We start from the raw sequence: 18,968 nt of genomic DNA on the forward strand, positions 1-18,968 counted from the left end.
ACCGGCCTGTCACGCCGGGGGTCGCGGGTTCGAGTCCCGTCCGCTGCGCCATATTCGGTAATCTGGAACGCTGAACGCCAGGTAACCACGGAAAAAGCCCGCTTTATGCGGGCTTTTTGCTGTCTGGGATTTGGGTTTTATTGTTCGGCGTTACGGCTGTGGCGGTAATCACTCACGGCTTCATACACCGCTTTGCGCAGGCGGTTGATGCCACCAATCGGTCGATGCGCCTCCAGCCCGAACCACGGATTGAACGACTGGTTGTCGCATTGCAGGTTAAGAGCCGGTGTGTCGAAGTCCTGGGCAAGCAGCTTGATCCGCGCCACAGTCTGGAACGGCGCATCGTTTTCCTGCCACTCAATACTGGTGTCTTCGATCGGCATGTACTGGCGCGGATCCTGTCGCTGGATCTGCAAGACGAAGCAAGCCGGCACCCGATCCGTCGACAATTGCTGATTCAGCGCAGCGCGCAGGAAGTTCGGCAGCTTCTGGTTTTGAGCGGGCAGGGCGTAGGTCGGGCAGCTGTCAGGATCCGGCGCCACGCGGAACTTGGCATTGGCTTCACCGAACTTGTAGGGCGAAACCGAAAAGTAAGTGGTCTGCGTCGGACTTTGCGGGGCGGGGGAGAGTGTCGCCAAGGCCACAAATAAATGTCGGACCTGCCAGGTGCGCGGATCCCAGCCAGGGAAGAACGCCATCAACGTCTTGCCGTCTGCCTGGGCGGCCACATTCTGCCGGTATTCGGCGACATCGCTGACGAAGAAATTCGGATGGCTGAACATCACGAAGTCCTGCTCATGCCGACTTTGCTGATCGTCCAGCAATTGTTTGCCCGGCACATCCATCAACTTGATCGCCATGCCGCGGGCATCGCGGATGCTGTCGAATTGCGGGTAGGCATTGCCGTTGGACAGCCGCACCGTCGCTTGCCAGGTTTTCCCGGGTTGGCTGAACACACCCTGACGCAGTTCACTCGCCAGATCCGGCAGCACCTGAACGTCGGCCTTCACGCAGCCATGGGCCTTGGCATGCGCATCGCGCAGGTAGCGAGTGTTTTCACGGTGCTGATCGACAATGCGCACGGCGGTCTGAATGATGTCCTGAGTCATCGCCGCTTCGCCGTCCGGAATCAATTCTTCAGCCGAGACCGGTCCTCTGTGCTGCCAGGCGAACCATGCCGTGGCCAGCGCCCAGCCGAGCAATCCAAGGCCTAGCAAGCACAACAGGGATTTGCCGAAAAAGACGCCAAGGCGCATCCAGAGTCTGCTCATGGCAATTGTGCCTCCAACGGGCCGCCCAACACTTTCAGGTATTCCAGCAGCGCCCAGCGCTCCTGCGGGTCCAGCAGACGACCAATCACGCCATTGCCACGCTTGCCGGCACGGAATTCGTGGCCGCTGTTGTGATTGCCGGTGATGCGCGTGTCGAACACGAAACCATTGCTGAAAGCCTCGGTGCGATACCCCAGGTGCCTGGGGTCGTACTCGAACGTGTCTTTATAGAAGGTTGTCGCGCGCTCATCCTGGGGCGAGAGCAGCTGATAAAGGCTTGGCACCGAACCGTTGTGCAGAAACGGCGCCGTTGCCCAGATACCGGCCAAGGGCCGTGCCTTGTAGGCGCGCATTTCACGTACGCCGATGGGCAGGCCGAAGCCATTCATCGCGGGTTGCTGGGCGAGGGGAATGTTCGCGTCGAGGTAGGCCCGGTTGCTGACGAAAGCGGTGATGTAGGCCAATCCTCTGGCTGACGAGAGTTTGCTCAAGTCCAACGGTTCGGTGGGCGTTGGCTGCAACTGGACATCCAGTTTCGCCAGTTCCGCCGGGTCCCATTGCAACGCGCTGAGGTCGAAGCGATGGTCGGCAATGTTGTTGGCCGCGCCCGGATCTGTGCCGATATAGTCCACCGGCAGCATTTTGAGATGCTGCACCCAGCGTCCGTCACTTTGCACCGATCGCGGTACGTGGCAGCCGGCGCAGTTTTCGCTGAACAATTCGCGCCCTTGAGCCGCCAGAGGTTTATCGACTGCTCCCAACAGCGCTTCCGGCCAGGCCGGAGGCTTGAGCCGTTGCAGGGTTTGTTCGATCAGGTGCAAGTCGTGCAACCGCACACTGGAGGGGTAGCGATCGTCTCCTTTGAGCGGTTGGCCATTGGCGTCGAAGAGGTTCAGCGTGGCGCCGACCCCCAGTGCCTCGCCGATGTTGCGGGCCATCGGTTGCTGCGCCGAACCGTTCCATTGCACCCAGTCAAAAGTCCACATGTCCCACAGTTGCGGGTAGTCCACCGGGGCATTGGCCACACGGTAATTGCGGGGCGAAATCGCGTCACCGAAGCTGGCGTTGGCGATACGACCGAAGGCGTCGGTGCGGCCGGGGCCTTCCTCTGTTGGATAAAGTCCGCGATGGGTGTCGTTCCAGGCCACCTTCACGAAGGTGTCGAGCGAGGCTTTGAAATCCTTGCGCAGTTGTTGGCGTCGGGTGTCGTAGTCGTCGCCAAGCACGTTGCGTGCGAAACGTTCGAATTTCCAGGGGGTGTAATACGTCGAGGCCAAACTTGCCACCAACGCTTGCCCGAAACTGCCACCACGCAATGTCGGAACGCTGGAAGGCAAGACATGCTGCGCCGAGCCGCCATCGATGCGCACGGCCTGGCCGTTGAAGCGCAATTCCCCGGTGTGGCAGGCGGCGCAGGTGATGTCCAGATACTCTTCCTGACTGCCAGGTTTTTTATGCCGGGCAAACCCCACCGGCAAGTTGCCGGGGTTATCTGGCGTGGCTTTCTGCTCAGGGTCGATCAGAAAACCAAAGCGTGCGAGGTATTCGGGGGCGGCGAATCGTTGTGTCGAGAAGGGCAGTTCAAGGGCTCGGAACCAGTCATAGCGCAACCCTTTGACCTCGGTGCCCTGAGGTGTGAAGTAGAAAACCTGGCGGTCAGCGTCGCTCCACTGGTCCAGGTAATGCACCTGCCGGCCCGGTGATTCTGTCGGCAATTTCGGATTGGCGACGAAATACAGCACCACGGCCAGGCCCAGCACCAGCAGCACTGCAAGCAGGGCGAGTAAACGCAATAAGAGGCGCAAGATAAACATCCTTGTCGATTTATGGCTCTCTTATGCCTCAGCGCCCAAGGTGGCGGCAAGTGGCCATTACGCCAGATGTAGGGGGATACAGCATCATCCGATGGGCGTTAGATGACAGAAGCTTCATCGTTGCATGGGGGAAATGCGTTAAAACACCTGAACTTATCGGATGTTTCCTGCTCTCATGCCGGTAGCCATTGGTCGTGGCCGCCTGATAAGCTCGCGGCTTTACTCGATTGCCCTTTAGGCGCATGAACAAGGAAATAGCATGAAACAGCATCGGTTGGCGGCGGCGGTGGCCCTGGTTAGCCTGGTACTTGCGGGTTGTGATTCGCAGACCAGCGTAGAGCTGAAAACCCCGGCGCAAAAAGCTTCCTACGGGATTGGCCTGAACATGGGCAAGAGCCTGGCTCAGGAAGGCATGGATGACCTCGACTCCAAGGCCGTAGCCCAAGGCATCGAAGATGCCGTCGGCAAGAAAGAACAGAAGCTGAAGGATGACGAACTGGTCGAAGCCTTCGCAGCGCTGCAAAAGCGTGCTGAAGAGCGCATGGCCAAAATGAGCGAAGAGTCGGCTGCTGCCGGCAAGAAATTCCTCGAAGACAACGCCAAGAAAGCCGGTGTCACCACCACAGCTTCGGGCCTGCAATACGAAGTGGTCAAGAAAGCCGACGGCGCACAGCCTAAGCCGACTGACGTAGTGACCGTTCACTACACCGGCAAGCTGACCAACGGCACCGTATTCGACAGCTCCGTCGAGCGTGGTAGCCCGATCGATCTGCCGGTCAGCGGTGTGATTCCGGGTTGGGTTGAAGGCCTGCAACTGATGCACGTTGGCGAGAAGTACAAGCTGTACATCCCTAGCGAACTGGCTTACGGTGCCCAAAGCCCGAGCCCGGCGATTCCAGCCAACTCGGTGCTGGTATTCGACCTGGAACTGCTGGGGATCAAAGATCCAGCAAAAGAAGACGCTGCCAAGTAATACGCGTCCGCTCCAAAAACAACGCCTCGCTATATGCGGGGCGTTGTTGCATCTGGCGTTCAGCAAGGGTAAACAAAGCGAACGGATGCCACACAGTGCAGTCATAGCCATTGAGACGCCATCGCTAGCCGCGCTGGAGCGCCAAGTCAATGAAATCTTGGGTTTTTTTATGTGAGTAAAAAACGCCCGATCTGAGTTGAGGCCTTATGAAACGGGGCTTTCAGCCGTGAAAAATAGCTCTGTTCACAAGGTTATCCACAATTTGTGTGGATAACATTTCAGTCGGAGGAATGATGAAAGCACCCTGGAATTTCGAGCGTTTCCTGCCCCTCGCCGGACGCATGCTTGCCCGGGGCCGTTTGCCGACCCTGTTGTTCGCTGTCGCCAGCAAAGGTGCAAGTCAGGGCAACCGACTGGGCAAGCTCAAAGATGATCTGCGCTTGTTGCAGGCGCTCTGCCTGGCGTACTGGCGCGGCGAGTACCGCGCCATCAGCCCGAAGGCGATGATCTCGGTAGTAGCCGGCCTGATGTACTTCCTCAGCCCGGTGGATGCGATCCCGGATTTCATCCCGGTATTTGGCATGCTCGATGACATCGCCGTGCTGGCCTGGCTGATGAAAGTTCTCGACGATGAACTCAATGGCTTTCGCGCCTGGCGCAATCGTCAGCAGCCGGAGAAGCTTGCGGTGGTCGAACGTCTCCCTGACACTCCCGAACAACTTCGGCTACAAGGACCGAAAAAAGCATGATTTGATGGGACATCGTCCCTATTTCATGCCCCCGCGCGACCTTGGCCGCTGTTAGGATTACACTTCTAGGGAAAAGTGCCGACTCGCTAAGTGTCGTTGTCCTACGGGGAAGTCATGGATATCCAGATAATCACACGCGAAGGCGAGCCCGAATATGCGGTTTTGCCGTGGGCTCAGTATCAGGCTCTACTGAAAGCAGCAGGCATTAACGAGCAGCCGGTGCCCGACGCACCGGCACGTCAGGCGGCACCGCCAGACCAGATTTTGCCTGGTCTGGATCAACTACGCAGTTTGCGCGAAGGGAAGGGCATCGCCATCGAGGCGCTGGCCCGCACGGTAGGCATCAGCCCGTCTTATCTGGCCTTGATCGAAAGTGGCGAGCGTCAACCCGACGCAGCGATTCGCCGCAGCCTGGCCTGGGAATTGACGGTGCCAGGGTGGAGGGACGAATCGTGAGCGTACGCATCAGTCGTCAACATTGGGACGGGTTGCTGGGTGAGCTGGATCAGGCGCGCCGTCAGCGACATCTTTTGACTTACCGGGCCTTGCTGGAACGTTTGCAATTGCCCACGCCGGCCATGCAAACCCTGACCGCAGCGCTCGAGCATCTGGCAGCGCTGGACGCCAAGGCCGAGCAGCCGCTGCGCAGCTCGCTGGTGATCAGCCAGGGCGCCAGTCGCCTGCCACGTACCGGTTTTTTTGAGTGCGTCGAGCGTCTGGGGCGATTCTCCGGGCCGTCCGACGGCGTTGCTGCCGCCTCGTGGCACGCCTCGGAAGTGGTGCGAGTCTTCGAATACGAATACCCCGAATCAGCGGAGGCCTGAGTGTTTTTAAAGCTCAAGGCACGGGCCTCTTACTGGCTGGCCCGCCGGCTGTTTCACTGGTCCTGGTTCGTGCGACAGCCACGGGGCTGGAGCTGGCTCGAAGGCCAGTTCGCGCGCATGGCCAACCTGGGAGACGTCGGCGCGCAAAGCTTCTATGGCCACATCCTGACCTTTCGCGGCGTCGGCCTTGGCGCTCGTGAGGAAGGCGTGCGATTGCTGCGCCTGGCGGCTTTGGCGGGGGATGGCAAAGCGGCGTATCAAGTGGGCGTGATCAGTTTGGCGGGAACGCCGAGCAAGGCGCCGGACCCGGTGGAAGCGGCGAGATTTTGGGCCCTGGCAGCGAAGGCCGGGCATCCGTTGGCTGAGCTTAAATTGAAAGAGCTGGCGGCTCGGGATGCGGCGAAGTAACCCGATCGTTTGCGTTTCTGACCGTTCGTAACGTATTAGAGAATTGCCCTACGCCAAGATCGTCCTTTCCTGACTTCTTTTAGAATTCATCCCCCGCAAAGTCCTGCGTGTTTATTTCTGTGTAAGCTCGTCGGAGATTTCCTTCGAGTTGTAGCGGCTTTGATGAACTGGTGCGAAGTAAGCTCACCCGATAGCCTTTGATGGTCACTGAGAACTCAGTGGTGGGGTGTAGGAACCCTTTCAGCATCGGTATTGCGTAAGCGTCGAAACCTGATTTGCGGCCGTCCATGTGCGTCCGTAACATCTGTTGCGGCGGCCGTGCGCGGGCACGCTTCGGCGTGGTCGAGTCTCCGATGCTCGGTATTCCTACCCCGCGTATAGCTGCCACCCCAGCCTGTAGGAAGGCTTTTGGCAGCTCCCATTGTCATCGGAAGGTCGCAAATGCCAACACTTCATCCTGATCCACCCTATGAAAAACCTATTGCTCACCCAAAAAGCCGCTTCATGGCGCTAACCAGCAACTGCAGCGACATGCCCACCCTGTTCGTCGACACCCACGCGCCGCTCGATATATTGACCGACGCTGCCCGCTACCGAATCCGAGCCGTCACCCAAGTGCTGGAGAACCTCTCCATGCGCGGTTCGGTTGAGTGCGACTCCATGATTCTCAGCGACTTTGCGCTGCTCTGCGCCATTCCCTTGCGCGATGGCTGTGATGTGCTGGATGTGGTTGGGCGGCGGTTGGGGGCGCAGTCGGTGGCTGATTAGTTTCAGCGCTTTTAGTTGTCCTGTCTGGCTTCTTCGCGGGATTGAAATGCAGAGCGTCAGCCGAGCTGGTTGTTTTATACATAAACGTGGCGTGAGGGAAACCTCGCGCCATGTTTGCGTTTTGGTCTATTCGTTGTCCGTTTATTGTTAATAAAGACTTGTCCTACGCCTATAGCCAACTTCCCTGACTTCTTTCCCGATTAATCCCATGCAAAGTCTTGCGCGCTCCATTTTTCTGCGCGAGGGATTGCTTATGTTCGCCCCGATTCTCTTCTCCACTTCATTCCGTTCGGTGCGTTGATGGAGCACATCGTCCGTATCGAGCGGGAGCTCGACAGTTTCCCGAACACCCTTTCCCTCTACCGTGAGCAGCTAAAGCATTGGCTTAGCCAGGCGGCGGACACGGCCAGTCACACGGCTGATTTGCCTTCGCTGATGGGGGTGGAACGGATCGTTCGGTTCGGTAATACCAGCACCATCGTGAGCAGCGGCGATGACGATTTTATCTCCACCGTCGTGCAATGCCCGAAGGGTGGTGAGCTGGAAATCGAGAGCAAGTTCGAATCGGTTTATGACGTTCCCGTCGGGAATATTCAGGTCGATGTGATTGCGATTGATGGCGGAAAAACGACGCCGGTCACGCTCAATGAAAAGGGTAAAGGCACCTTTAAAGGGGACGAGGGCAAGTTCTACCGCATTCACGTTCACAGCGAAGTCACGCCGCAGCAAGTTGAAGATCTTTTCGCTTCCTACGATGGCCTGACCCAAGAACTGGAAGGGTGGCTGCGTAAAGAATGGAAGGGGTTTAAACCGCAATGGTCACAGTCGACGTTTACCGCCGCTGGTAACGGACTGCTGGCGGGAAGTTGGGCGGCGGTTATTGGCGTATGGGACAGCCTCAGCCTGCTCTCGGACATTCTTCAAGATCCCCGCAAGTTCGCCGAACGGCTGGGTAGCGGTGCCGACGAGCTGGCAAAGCTCGCGAAGACTGCGCCGCAGGTGATGGAAAAAGTCCAACTGCTGGCCAGCGATGAGGCTGCGCTGTGTTTACTGCTGCGCACAGCCAGTCTCTGGCTGGAAATGCTCCCGCCCAGCGAGATCGCCGTCACTTCGGCAGAGACCGCCAGCCAATTCATTGTCTCGTTGCTGATCGATATTTTGATCGCAGGGGCGCTGGCTTTTACTGGTGTCGGTATACCCGCCGCCAAAGCCTATTTAACAACTCGCGGACTCAAATACGGGATGGTGCTGGCCAATCTCGCGATGCGTTTCGTTGAGGCCACTTTCAATATCCTCAACACCTTCATGAAGTACGTCGACCAGTACAAATCGGTCGCCGCGCGCGGTGTAGCCGCGGGTCTCAAAAAAGGTCGCATGCAACTGCGCTGGGATGCCAAGCGCAACACCACACTCAAGCAAACCGAGCATCACGACAACGTCCCGGTTCAAGCGAAAAACCCCAACGGCGACCCCGCCGATTCCGCCGACAAAACCGCCACCAACAAATGCCCGGTGTCGATGGTCACCGGCGAAGAGTTGCTGACCCTCAGCGACGGTGCGCTCGACGGCCTCCTGCCGTTCGACTTCACCCGGCTCTATCGCACCAGCGCCGCCGAGATCGACTGCGGCCTCGGTTTCGGCTGGAGCCATTCGTTATCCCATCGACTGGACATCGACGGCGACACGGTCATCTGGATCGATCACGAAAACCGCCGCACCACGTTCCCGTTGCCGAACACTGCACGCCCGGAAATTCACAACAGCCTCTCGCGCGCCGCGATTTTCCTGGGTGACCAGCCTGAAGAACTGATCCTTGCCCAGGCCGGTGACGAAGCGCGTTTCTATCACTTTCAGTATGGTTTTCTGACAGCGATCAGCGACGGATACGACAACCGTCTGCGCATCACCCGCGGCAGGCAGGGTCGTATCAAACGCCTCGACAACGGCGCCGGCCGCGCCTTGCTGTTGCGCTATGAGCGCAGCCATCTGATTGCCGTCGACTACCAGGTTTTTGTCCCGGCCCAGACGCTCGACGAACCTTGGAAGACCGAGCAGACGCTGGTCAGTTATCGCTACGACGAGCGCGATCAACTCATCGAAGCCACCAACGCCGCCGGCGAAAGCGAACGCTACGACTACGACGACCACCACGTGATTCTGCAGCGGCAACTGGCCGGTGGGGCGAGTTTCTTCTGGGAGTGGGAACGCTCCGGCAAGGCGGCCCGATGTGTCCGCCACTGGGCTTCGTTTTCACAGATGGACGCGCGGTATGTCTGGGATGACGAGGGCAGCGTCACCGTCCACAACATCGATGGCAGCGAAGAGGTTTATGTCCACGACGAGCGAGCGCGGTTGGTGCGCAAGGTTGACCTGGACGGTGGTGAACAGCTCAAGGCCTACGACGATGAAGGCCGGTTGATTGCCGAGCAGGATCCGCTCGGCGCGGTGACTGAATATCGCTACGACGAAGTCGGACGGCTGGTGGCGCTGATTCCACCGGAAGACGAACCAACGTCCTACGAGTATCGCAACGGCTTCCTGCATGCGCGTTATCGCGGTGAAGCGGTGTGGACCTGGCGGCGCAATGCCCCAGGTGACGTTACCGAAGCCATCGATCCTGACGGGCAGGTCACCCACTATCACTACGACGACAAGGGTCAGTTGCTGTCGATCCGCTACCCGGATACCAGCCGGCATGTGTTCGTCTGGAACGCCTTAGGGCAACTGCTCGAAGAGACCTTGCCGGACGGTGGCGTACGGCGGTTTTCCTACGATGTGCTGGGTCGGCAGCTTACCCGTCAGGACGAACATGGCGCGGTCACCCAGTCGCAATGGGATGCTGTTGGCCGACTGATCCAGACGACTCTTCCTACCGGCGCGAGTCGTGCCTACAGCTACAACGCCTACGGCAAGATCACCGCCGAACGCGACGAACTGGGCCGCGTCACGCGCTACGAATACCTCGACGATCTGCACCTGGTCAGCCGCCGGATTAACCCTGACGGTACGCAACTGCGTTATCGCTACGACAACGCACAACTGTTGCTCACGGAAATCGAGAACGAATCCGGCGAACAATATCGGCTGGACTACACGCCCGGTGGCTTGATCCGACAGGAAACCGGCTTCGATGGGCAGCGCACGGCGTATGCCTACGACCTCAACGGCCATCTGCTGGAGAAAACCGAACTCGGTGATGACGGCTCGCAGCTGATCACCGCTTACGAGCGTGATGCGGAAGGGCGGCTATTAGTCAAAACCCTGCCCGACGGCATCAAGGTCCAATACCGCTACGACAGCCTCGGCCGATTGGTCAGCGTCGACGATGGCCACGACCATCCGCTGGAATTCGCGTACGACCAACAGGATCGCCTGATCACCGAGCATCAGGGCTGGGGCACGTTGCGTTATGCCTACGACGCCTGTGGCCAGCTCAACCATCTGCGTCTGCCCGACGGCAGCAAACTCGATTATCACCACGCCAAGGGCGGCGCACTCACCGCCATCGACCTCAACGGCGCGCGGCTCACGACCCACCAGTTCGTCTTCGGTCGCGAACGACAACGCCAGCAAGGTCAACTGCTCAGCGACTATGCCTACGACGATCAGGGCCGCCTGAAGGCTCACGCTGTCAGCCAACAGCACCAAGCGCTGTATCGCCGCGACTATGCCTACAGCGCCAACGGCAATCTCGACAGCATCGCCGACACCCGTCACGGCCAGCGCAACTACCAATACGACCCGCTCAACCGCCTGATCCGCGTCCGCCACTTGCGCGACCAGCCGCCCGAAAGCTTCGCCCACGACCCGGCCGGCAACCTGCTGATGCAGGACCGACCTGGCGCCGCGAAAGTCGTGGGAAATCGCCTGCTCATGCAAGGCGACCGCCACTACGACTACGACGCCTTCGGCAACCTGATCCGCGAACGCCGCGGCACCGGACAAAAACTCGTCACCGAATACCGCTACGACTGCCAACACCGCCTGGTCGGCGTCACCACCCCGGACGGTCACAACTCCAGCTACCGCTACGACGCCTTCGGCCGCCGCATCGCCAAAACCGTCGATGGCAAAACCACCGAGTTCTTCTGGCAAGGCGACCACCTCGTCGCCGAAAGCAGCCGCGAACACTACCGCAGCTACGTCTACGAACCCGGCGGCTTCCGCCCACTGGCCATGCTCGACGGCAAAGGCCCGCGCAAGGCCTGCCCGTTCTACTACCAACTCGACCACCTGGGGACGCCGCAGGAACTGACCGATTTTGGTGGCGAGATCGTCTGGTCGGCGAGGTACAACGCCTACGGCAAAGTCACGCACTTGGCGTTCGGCGGGGGCGAGCAGCTTGAGCAGCCGCTACGGTTTCAGGGCCAATACTTCGACGCCGAGAGCGGCCTGCACTACAACCGGCATCGGTACTATGATCCAGAGGTTGGTCGCTACCTGACGCCGGACCCGATCAAGTTGGCAGGTGGGCTGAATCAGTACCAGTACACGCCGAATCCGACGGGGTGGGTTGATCCGTTGGGGTTAAATACCTGCCCCGGTGGGGATGGATGTAAGAAACCGACATTCGGGGAACAGGATCCTTCGGGTAAGGTGGCGGTAACAGACGGGGTACCTGAAGCACCAGAGGTGTTTGGTGATACGCCTAAGATGGGGTATCACGAAGAAAACTATGCGAGTAAGCCAGTTAAACCGCAGGATGCGACCAATAACTGGGAAGAATTTTTAGGTGAAGGGCCTTATTCAAACAATCATCCGAGGACGAATCGCCCTGATCCTGACAGGTTGGTTTCCGCGGACGGCAAGAGAAGTATTCGCTACGGGGCGCATGAAATGGGTGGCAAACCTAGTAAGCATCACTACCACGAAGAAAAGTGGATACTTCAGCTAAAGGAGAATGTTATGAATGTTGAAAATACTGTTATCCGCGTCCCATTGCTGAAGAAATAAAATGAACGTAACCATAGAGCTCGTGACTCTCGTTGCGAAAGAAATTTTTGTGGATTTTTCAACTGACGTCGGTTCTGCGGTTGCAGTTTGGCATGGTGCTCCGCCGAAAGTAGGCGATCATTATGATGTCGAATTGGAAATAGGTGATGAGTTTTTTTGGGGGGTGAATGCTTGTCCTGCGCTCAATAATGTCGATTCGATTAAAGTGAGGGATGACATTGTGACTATGACGGGAACATTGATCTCAAATGAAACGGATGGTTGTGGAGTCGTTGACCTGAGAGGCTCAAAAATACTCGTTGAGTTGGCTGGATGTGCAGAAGTGGGTCCACTGTTTGTCGATTTAAAGGTTAAGAGTTTAAGTTTATATCCGACGGGTGTCTGAATACTTAAACTGGTGTTTTTCTTTGGGGCTGTTTGATCGAAAAAAATCCGTCCCTTGACGGTTGCAAAGTAGTGATGGTCGCGAATGGCTGAAAGATACAAGGTAGTTGTTTTGGCAGTAGGTCAAATTGTTGAGGAAGAGGTCCTGTTGCTTGTTAATGGCTTGGAAATTAAATGCTTCGCAAGCTACTGTCCTTCAAAAATTGTGGTGGGGGAAACCTATGAGGTGGAGTTCGAATTGGTCCTCTCTGATACCGATGTTGTTGCTGCGACAGAGGAACCACTTACTACATTGATTGAAATGATAGGCAGCGGATTCTCCTGCGCTATTTATGGGTATCTGGATGGAAGTATGATTCGATCTTTTGTTGATTTTCCAGATCAAGATATTCACTACGACTATCCTCATCTGAACGAACGGTACGTAAAAATTAATGTAGATCGAATAGATGTGTCTTTCTGATGGGAGGCAGCTAAATTACAGGGCAGGGTCGTCGGAGATTTCCTTCGAGTTGTAGCGGCTTTCATGAACTGGTGCGAAGTAAGCTCACCCGATAGCCTTTGATGGTCACTGAGAACTCAGTGGTGGGGTGTAGGAACCCTATCAGCATCGGTATTGCGTAAGCGTCGAAACCTGATTTGCGGCCGTCCATGTGCGTCCGTAACATCTGTTGCGGCGGCTATGCGCGGGCACGCTTCGGCGTGGTCGAGTCTCCGATGCTCGGTATTCCTACCCCGCGTATAGCTGCCACCCAAGCCTGTAGGAAGGCTTTTGGCTGATTAGATCCTGAGATTTTGGTTGTCTGGTCTGGCCTCTTCGCGAGCAGGCTCGCTCCCACAGTTTTCTGTGTCGTTCACAAACAATTGGAAACGACACAAATACCCTGTGGGAGCGAGCCTGCTCGCGATAGCGTCAGCCCAATCACCGCTGCCCCATGAACAATTCCTCGTGCTGCACCGGCACCGCCAGACTATCAATCACATGCACGCTATACCCCGGCACATTCTTCGCGTGGTGCTTGGCCTGTGAAGCCATCTCTGCCAACTGGCTCGCATCGAGTTGTCCACAGGCCTGTGGATGCAAATGCACCACGCCGATCGACAGTGACAACAGTGGAAACTCCTGACGCACGCCCTGACGGTTCGGCGCGATAAAGCAGCCGGCTTCCAGGTGTTCGCTGCGGTAGAAGCGCCGGCACTGGCTCTGGAAGTCTTCGAGCAATTGGTTCAGGCGTTTACGCCAGTCTTGCGGGCCAAGCACCAGCAGGAAGTCATCGCCACCGATATGGCCGACGAAGTCGCGGGACGGGTCGACGCGGTCGTTCAGGCATTGCGCCAGGCACAGCAGGACTTCATCGCCACGACCGTAGCCGTAGATGTCGTTGAAGGGTTTGAAACTGTCGATGTCGACGTAGCAGATCACCGATTCGCGCTGTTGTTGCAGCAGCCGGGTCAGGCACTGCTGGATGGGCACGTTACCCGGCAGCAAGGTCAGCGGGTTGGCGTAGCGGGCTTGCTGGATTTTCAGTTCGGTAATCAGCTTGAGCACATCGATCACCCGGCCCAATCCCAAATAACCGCCGTCGAGGGTGATGATGAAATCCTCTTCGATACGTTGTCGAGCGCGACTGGTGATCAGGCGGCTGACCTGTTGCAGCGACTGGCTCATTTCCACGGCAAGAAAATCATCGTTCATCAAACGGCTGATCGGCTTGCGGGCGAAGAGGTCGGTGGCAAAGGGCTTGAGCAGCGCGTCCGAGAGCGAATGCCGGTGGACGATGCCACAGGGGTGGCCTTGCCCGTCGAGCACCGCCAGCGAGTTCAGGTTGGCCTGGCGGCGGAAGGCTTCCAGCACCGTGGCCGTCGGTGTATCGCGGGTCACGGCCGGTTGCTCGTTGAGCAAGGCGCTGAGGTCGCTGCCTTCGTCGTTCAGCGCCACGGCAGTGCTGTCGTGCTTGGGCATCAAGGCGCGGGCATCGCGAGGTGGCTGTTCCTGCGGGCGACACAGCAAATAGCCCTGGACCAGGTCCACGCCCATCTCGGTCAACACCGCAAGTTCTTCGGGCAGTTCGATGCCTTCGGCGATCACTTTGGCCCGCGAGGCCTTGGCGATTTGCAGGATCGAACCGACAAATTCGCGCTTGAGCGCGTCCTGGTGGATGCCGTCTATGAAGTGCCGGTCGATTTTCACGTAGTCCGGGCGCAGCTCGGACCACAGGCGCAAACTCGAGTAACCCGCGCCCAAGTCATCCAGCGCAATCGAAAACCCCATCGCCCGATAGTGATGCAGGGCATTTTGCAGCAACTGAAAATCATCGGTCGGGGTTTGTTCGGTGAGTTCGATCACCACCTGATCGGGCGGAATGCCGAAATCCTGCAGCAATTGCAGGGTGCGACCGGGCTGGTGAGCGACTTCGAGCAGCGATTCGGGCGACACGTTGAGGAACAGTTTGCCCGGCAGTTGTTGGTCGTTGAACCGCCGACAGGCACTTTCCCGGCAGGCGATTTCCAGCTCGCTCAAACGACCGGCCTGGCGCGCTACGGCGAACAATGCGATGGGGGAGTGCAGCGGACTGTTTGACGGGCCACGAGTGAGGGCTTCATAGCCGACAATGCGTCGCTCAGAGAGGGAAATGATCGGCTGGAACAGGCTGTGCAAACCGCTTTGAGCCAGTATTGAACTCAACGCACTCAGCTGTTCGGTAGTGGTCATGGCATTCTCTGGCGATAAAAAAAGGACTGGGAGCGCTCTCTTGGATAAAGAGGGCTCCCAATCCTTTATTTCACGACAGAATGATGACTGTTTGATGACGCTCCGGGGAGCGTCAGCATTAAATTGCCATCAGCTTCTTAGTGCTTGGCGACCGCCGTGTTCAGTTTCAAGTAATCCAGCAGAATCCGCCCGGTCTCACTCAGGTAGGCATCGTCTTCTGGCTTGGTCTTGTCCGGCTCTGCCGCAATCGCGTCTTCGTCTTCTTTCTTCAGCTCTTTAAGCGGCTCTTCGCCCTTGGCCTTGCGACGGATGTTTTCCATCGCCAGTTGCTTGGCTTCGATATCGGCGTGTTGGGCACGGCGATCGGCTTCATTGAGGCTGACGGTTTTTTCTGCCATCAGCTTCTGGGCCAGGGCCAGCTTGTCGCGGATGAACACGAACTCCGCGTCCTTGGCCGAGCGCACGTCATGCTCGGACTTGAGCTGCGCGATGTACGGTTTGAACGGGTCGACCGCCGGCTTGATCGCGGCTTTGATGGTGTCCCACGGCATGGCTTCCGGCAGGGCACTTTCACCGATTTCCTTGGTGTCGATGATCGACGGGTAATCGATGTCCGGCAGGACGCCCTGATGCTGGGTGCTCTGACCGGAAACCCGGTAGAACTTGGCCAGGGTCAGTTTCAGTTCGCCATGGTTCAGCGGCTGAATGGTCTGCACGGTGCCTTTACCGAAGGTCTGGCCGCCGATGATCAATGCACGGTGGTAGTCCTGCATGGCGCCGGCAAAAATCTCCGAAGCCGAGGCGGATAAACGGTTGACCAGCAATGCCATCGGGCCTTTGTAGAAGGCGCCCGGGTTTTCATCTTCCAGCACATCGACCCGGCCATCGGCGTTACGCACCAGTACGGTCGGACCTTTGTCGATGAACAGGCTGGTCAGCTCAGTGGCTTCCTGCAAGGAACCGCCGCCGTTGTTGCGCAGGTCGATGACCACGCCGTCGACTTTGTCTTTCTGCAACTCGGTCAACAGCTTCTTGACGTCGCGGGTGGTGCTCTTGTAATCCGGATCGCCGGCACGGAATGCCTTGAAGTCGAGGTAGAAGGCTGGAATCTCGATGATGCCGAGCTTGTAGTCCTTGCCATCCTGTTTCAGGTTGAGGACCGATTTCTTCACAGCCTGGTCTTCAAGCTTCACCGCTTCGCGGGTGATCGGCACGATCTTGCTGGTCTGGTCGTTTGGCGCATTGCTGGCCGGAATGACTTCCAGGCGCACCACGGTGCCTTTCGGACCACGGATCAGCTTGACCACTTCGTCCAGACGCCAGCCGACCACATCGACCATCTCTTTGTTGCCTTGGGCAACGCCGATGATCTTGTCAGCCGGTGCGACTTGTTTGGTCTTGTCCGCCGGGCCGGCAGGCACCAGACGCACGACCTTCACTTGATCGTTATCGCTCTGCAACACAGCACCGATGCCCTCGAGGGACAGGCTCATGTTGATGTCGAAGTTTTCCGCGTTATCCGGCGACAGATAATTGGTGTGCGGGTCGTAGGACATGGCGAAGGTGTTGATGTACGCCTGGAAGATGTCTTCCGCGCGGGTCTGGTCCAGGCGCGTCAACTGGTTCTTGTAGCGCTTGGTCAGGGTGTCCTGGATCTGCTTGGAGTCCTTGCCCGCGATCTTCTGCCGCAAGACTTCGTCCTTGACGCGTTTGCGCCACAGGTCGTCAAGTTCTGCGGTGGACTTCAGCCAAGGGGCGTCCTTGCGATCGATCAGCAAGGTTTCCTTGGTGGTGAAGTCCATCTTGTCGACGCCTTTGTCCAGCTCGGCAAGGGCAAAGTCCAGACGCGCCTTGACGCGGTCCAGATAGCGCTTGTAGATGGTGAACCCGGCGTTCAGGTCGCCGCTTTTGAGGAAGTCGTCGAACTGGGTTTTCCACTTGTCGAATTCGGCAATGTCGCTGGCCATGAAGTAGCTGCGCGACGGATCCAGCAGCTTGAGGTAGCTGTCATAGATAATCGCGGAGCGCGCGTCGTCGAGCGGCGGCTTGCTGTAGTGGTGACGCTTGAGCAACTCGACGACGTTCAGACTGGCGATTACCTCGTCACGATCAGGCTGAAGCTTGTCCCAGCTATTGGCGGCAAACGAATTGCTCGACATCGGCAACAGACCGATACCAATGAACAGGGCTAGGGCGGTGCTTGGGAAAAAGTGCTTCATGCTGATTCGACGCGGGGACAATTGATCACGCATATTAGGCCGTCTTTGAAGTCGCCGGTTCTACGAGAGCCGGTCGCATAATGCAAGAAAGCCCGGCGCTACAGCTACGGGCTCAGTCCAGACTCACTATGGAGGCACTGTGAAAGCATTGCAAGGCGTGGAAGATCAAGTGGTGTGGGTTGAAGAGCCCAGTCCTGCGTGTGATGTAGGACAAGTTCGGATTCGAGTGGCGGCTGCGGGACTCAATCGAGCCGATTTGTTACAGAAAGCCGGTCTTTATCCGCCACCGCCGGGAGCCAGTCAGGCACTGGGTCTTGAGTGTTCGGGGGTGATCAGCGAGGTCGGCGCGGGTTCGTCCTGGCAGGTCGGTGATCGGGTCTGCGCCTTGCTGGCCGGGGGTGGGATGGCCGAAGAGGTAGTTGTCGACGGACGGCATGTGCTGCCGGTTCCCGACGGAATGTCCTTGGCCGAGGCCGCTGCGTTGCCGGAGGTGTACGCGACCGTTTGGCTTAATTTGTTTCAACTGGCCGCGCTCAAACCGGGTGAGAAAGTTCTCCTGCATGCCGGAGCAAGTGGAATCGGTTCAGCCGCCATTCAGCTGTGCAAGGCATTTGGCAACCCGTGCTGGGTCAGCGTCGGTTCCGCCGAACGTTTGGCCTATTGCGAAGCACTGGGTGCCCAGGGCGGGGCAGTGCGTACAACGGATCTGGACAGTTTGAGGGATCTGGGACCGTTCAATGTGATCCTCGACCCGGTCGGCGGTGAGTACGCGGCGCTTAATCTGAAAATGCTGGCCCTGGATGGCCGTTGGGTGCTGATCGGCCTGATGGGCGGTCGTGAGGCGAAGCTGGATCTGGCGCAGGTGCTGGCCAAACGCGTGCAACTGCTGGGTTCGACGTTGCGCAGTCGCGACGATCAGTTCAAGGCGGATTTGTTCAGTGACCTCAGTCAGCACGTCTGGCCGCTGTTTGCCGAAGGGCGGTTGAGTCCGCAGTTGGCGAGGACGTTTGCGATCAAGGATGCCGAGGCGGCGTTTGCGGAGTTGGCGAGCAACAAAGTGGCGGGGAAGTTGGTGCTGATAATCGACGCAAGCCTGGCCTGACTATACAAAATCTGTGGGAGCTAGCCTGCTAGCGATGAACGATGACGCGGTTTTCCAGCTAAACCGCGTCGCTTGAATCGCGAGCAGGCTCGCTCCCACAGGGTTTTTGGGTTATTTCCAGAGATGAATCGGCCAGCCGGCTTTCTCGGCGTGCTCAAGCAACACCGGATCCGGGTTGACCACGTGGGGGAAATCCACCTTTAGCAGCAGCGGCAAATCATTGCGCGAGTCGGAATAGAAGCTCGCGCCTTCGAGGTTTTCCTCTTCCGCATCCAGCCACTCCAGCAACCGGGTGATCTTGCCTTCGCGGTAGGTCAGGGTGCCGACGGTGTTGCCGCTATAAACGCCGTGCGCGACTTCCAGTTCGATCCCGAGAATCTCGTCGATGCCCAGCCGGTCGGCAATCGGCCGGACCAGGTGCGTGCCTGACGCCGAAATCACCAGAATCCGGTCGCCAGCCTTGCGGTGGGCGGCGATGGCCTTGGTGGCGTCGCTGAAGATGATCGGCTCGATGAAATCTTCCACCCAAGGCCCGACCAAATGGTCCACTTCTTCCGGTGTACGCCCGATCATCGGCTCCAGGCTGAAGGTCATGTACTCCTCCATCCGCAGCTTGCCGTGGCTGTAGGCGTCCATCAGTTCGTTGTTCTGCCGCATGAACGACTCCGGGTCGACCCAACCCAGGCGGCCCATTTGCTCACTCCAGAGGGTGGCGCAGTCGCCGTGGATCAGGGTTTCGTCCAGATCAAAAATTGCCAGGGCCATCAGTGCAGTTCTCTCTTCAACATCA

15 protein-coding genes are annotated in these 18,968 nt (G+C 58.1%); 10 read left to right on the forward strand and 5 right to left on the reverse strand.

Translation table 11 applies throughout. The annotated features are described in order from the left end of the window. Positions 1 to 137 precede the first annotated feature (137 nt). Positions 138 to 1,271, reverse strand: coding sequence for a catalase family protein (locus QRN31_RS29795; RefSeq protein WP_285436412.1), 1,134 nt, complete (start codon positions 1,269 to 1,271; stop codon positions 138 to 140). Beyond that, on the reverse strand, positions 1,268 to 3,076 hold the full coding sequence (locus QRN31_RS29800) for a di-heme-cytochrome C peroxidase (protein ID WP_285436415.1): 1,809 nt from the start codon (positions 3,074 to 3,076) through the stop codon (positions 1,268 to 1,270). The genes QRN31_RS29795 and QRN31_RS29800 overlap by 4 nt, the downstream gene beginning before the upstream one ends. A 268-nt stretch (positions 3,077 to 3,344) precedes the next feature. Here QRN31_RS29800 and bamJ point away from each other — a divergent pair, with 268 nt between their 5' ends. The 9 genes from bamJ (at position 3,345) to QRN31_RS29845 (ending at position 12,607) form a co-directional block, all read left to right on the forward strand. After that, entirely contained in the window at positions 3,345 to 4,058 is a 714-nt protein-coding gene (gene bamJ, locus QRN31_RS29805) for a BamJ family beta-barrel-assembly machinery protein (RefSeq protein ID WP_222585335.1), read from the forward strand. A 293-nt stretch (positions 4,059 to 4,351) separates the two neighbouring features. Beyond that, positions 4,352 to 4,807, forward strand: a complete 456-nt coding sequence (locus QRN31_RS29810; RefSeq protein ID WP_285436419.1) for a YkvA family protein — start codon at positions 4,352 to 4,354, stop codon at positions 4,805 to 4,807. Positions 4,808 to 4,921: 114 nt separating this feature from the next. After that, positions 4,922 to 5,263, forward strand: a complete 342-nt coding sequence (locus QRN31_RS29815; RefSeq protein WP_222585337.1) for a helix-turn-helix domain-containing protein — start codon at positions 4,922 to 4,924, stop codon at positions 5,261 to 5,263. Beyond that, a complete protein-coding gene (locus QRN31_RS29820) occupies positions 5,260 to 5,631 on the forward strand; it encodes a hypothetical protein (RefSeq protein ID WP_003223109.1) in 372 nt (123 codons plus the stop codon). The genes QRN31_RS29815 and QRN31_RS29820 overlap by 4 nt, the downstream gene beginning before the upstream one ends. Then, positions 5,632 to 6,039: an SEL1-like repeat protein gene (locus tag QRN31_RS29825; RefSeq protein ID WP_285436421.1), complete on the forward strand. Its 408-nt coding sequence runs from the start codon at positions 5,632 to 5,634 to the stop codon at positions 6,037 to 6,039. Between the two features lie 441 nt (positions 6,040 to 6,480). Further along, a complete protein-coding gene (locus QRN31_RS29830; protein ID WP_285436422.1) occupies positions 6,481 to 6,807 on the forward strand; it encodes a hypothetical protein in 327 nt (108 codons plus the stop codon). A 300-nt stretch (positions 6,808 to 7,107) separates the two neighbouring features. Further along, a complete protein-coding gene (locus QRN31_RS29835) occupies positions 7,108 to 11,760 on the forward strand; it encodes an RHS repeat-associated core domain-containing protein (RefSeq protein ID WP_285436423.1) in 4,653 nt (1,550 codons plus the stop codon). Between the two features lies 1 nt (position 11,761). Beyond that, positions 11,762 to 12,145: a hypothetical protein gene (locus QRN31_RS29840; RefSeq protein WP_285436424.1), complete on the forward strand. Its 384-nt coding sequence runs from the start codon at positions 11,762 to 11,764 to the stop codon at positions 12,143 to 12,145. 84 nt (positions 12,146 to 12,229) lie between these two features. Beyond that, positions 12,230 to 12,607: a UCP019853 family protein gene (locus QRN31_RS29845; RefSeq protein WP_285436425.1), complete on the forward strand. Its 378-nt coding sequence runs from the start codon at positions 12,230 to 12,232 to the stop codon at positions 12,605 to 12,607. Between the two features lie 459 nt (positions 12,608 to 13,066). Here the strand turns inward: QRN31_RS29845 and QRN31_RS29850 are convergent, their stop codons facing one another. Together QRN31_RS29850 and QRN31_RS29855 are read right to left on the reverse strand one after the other, a co-directional pair. Continuing rightward, on the reverse strand, positions 13,067 to 14,857 hold the full coding sequence (locus tag QRN31_RS29850; protein WP_285436426.1) for a bifunctional diguanylate cyclase/phosphodiesterase: 1,791 nt from the start codon (positions 14,855 to 14,857) through the stop codon (positions 13,067 to 13,069). Positions 14,858 to 14,994: 137 nt separating this feature from the next. After that, positions 14,995 to 17,076 carry a carboxy terminal-processing peptidase gene (locus QRN31_RS29855; RefSeq protein WP_285436427.1) on the reverse strand — a complete coding sequence of 694 codons (2,082 nt, stop codon included), beginning with the start codon at positions 17,074 to 17,076 and terminating at the stop codon, positions 14,995 to 14,997. Between the two features lie 139 nt (positions 17,077 to 17,215). Between QRN31_RS29855 and QRN31_RS29860 the strand changes: the two genes are divergently transcribed. Beyond that, on the forward strand, positions 17,216 to 18,178 hold the full coding sequence (locus QRN31_RS29860) for a zinc-binding dehydrogenase (RefSeq protein WP_285436428.1): 963 nt from the start codon (positions 17,216 to 17,218) through the stop codon (positions 18,176 to 18,178). A 111-nt stretch (positions 18,179 to 18,289) separates the two neighbouring features. Here QRN31_RS29860 and QRN31_RS29865 read toward each other — a convergent pair whose 3' ends face one another. After that, a complete protein-coding gene (locus QRN31_RS29865; RefSeq protein ID WP_008145849.1) occupies positions 18,290 to 18,943 on the reverse strand; it encodes an HAD family hydrolase in 654 nt (217 codons plus the stop codon). Between the last annotated feature and the right edge of the window lie 25 nt (positions 18,944 to 18,968).

Origin of the sequence: Pseudomonas sp. fls2-241-R2A-110 (genome assembly GCF_030209165.1) — a bacterium.
Lineage (GTDB): Bacteria > Pseudomonadota > Gammaproteobacteria > Pseudomonadales > Pseudomonadaceae > Aquipseudomonas.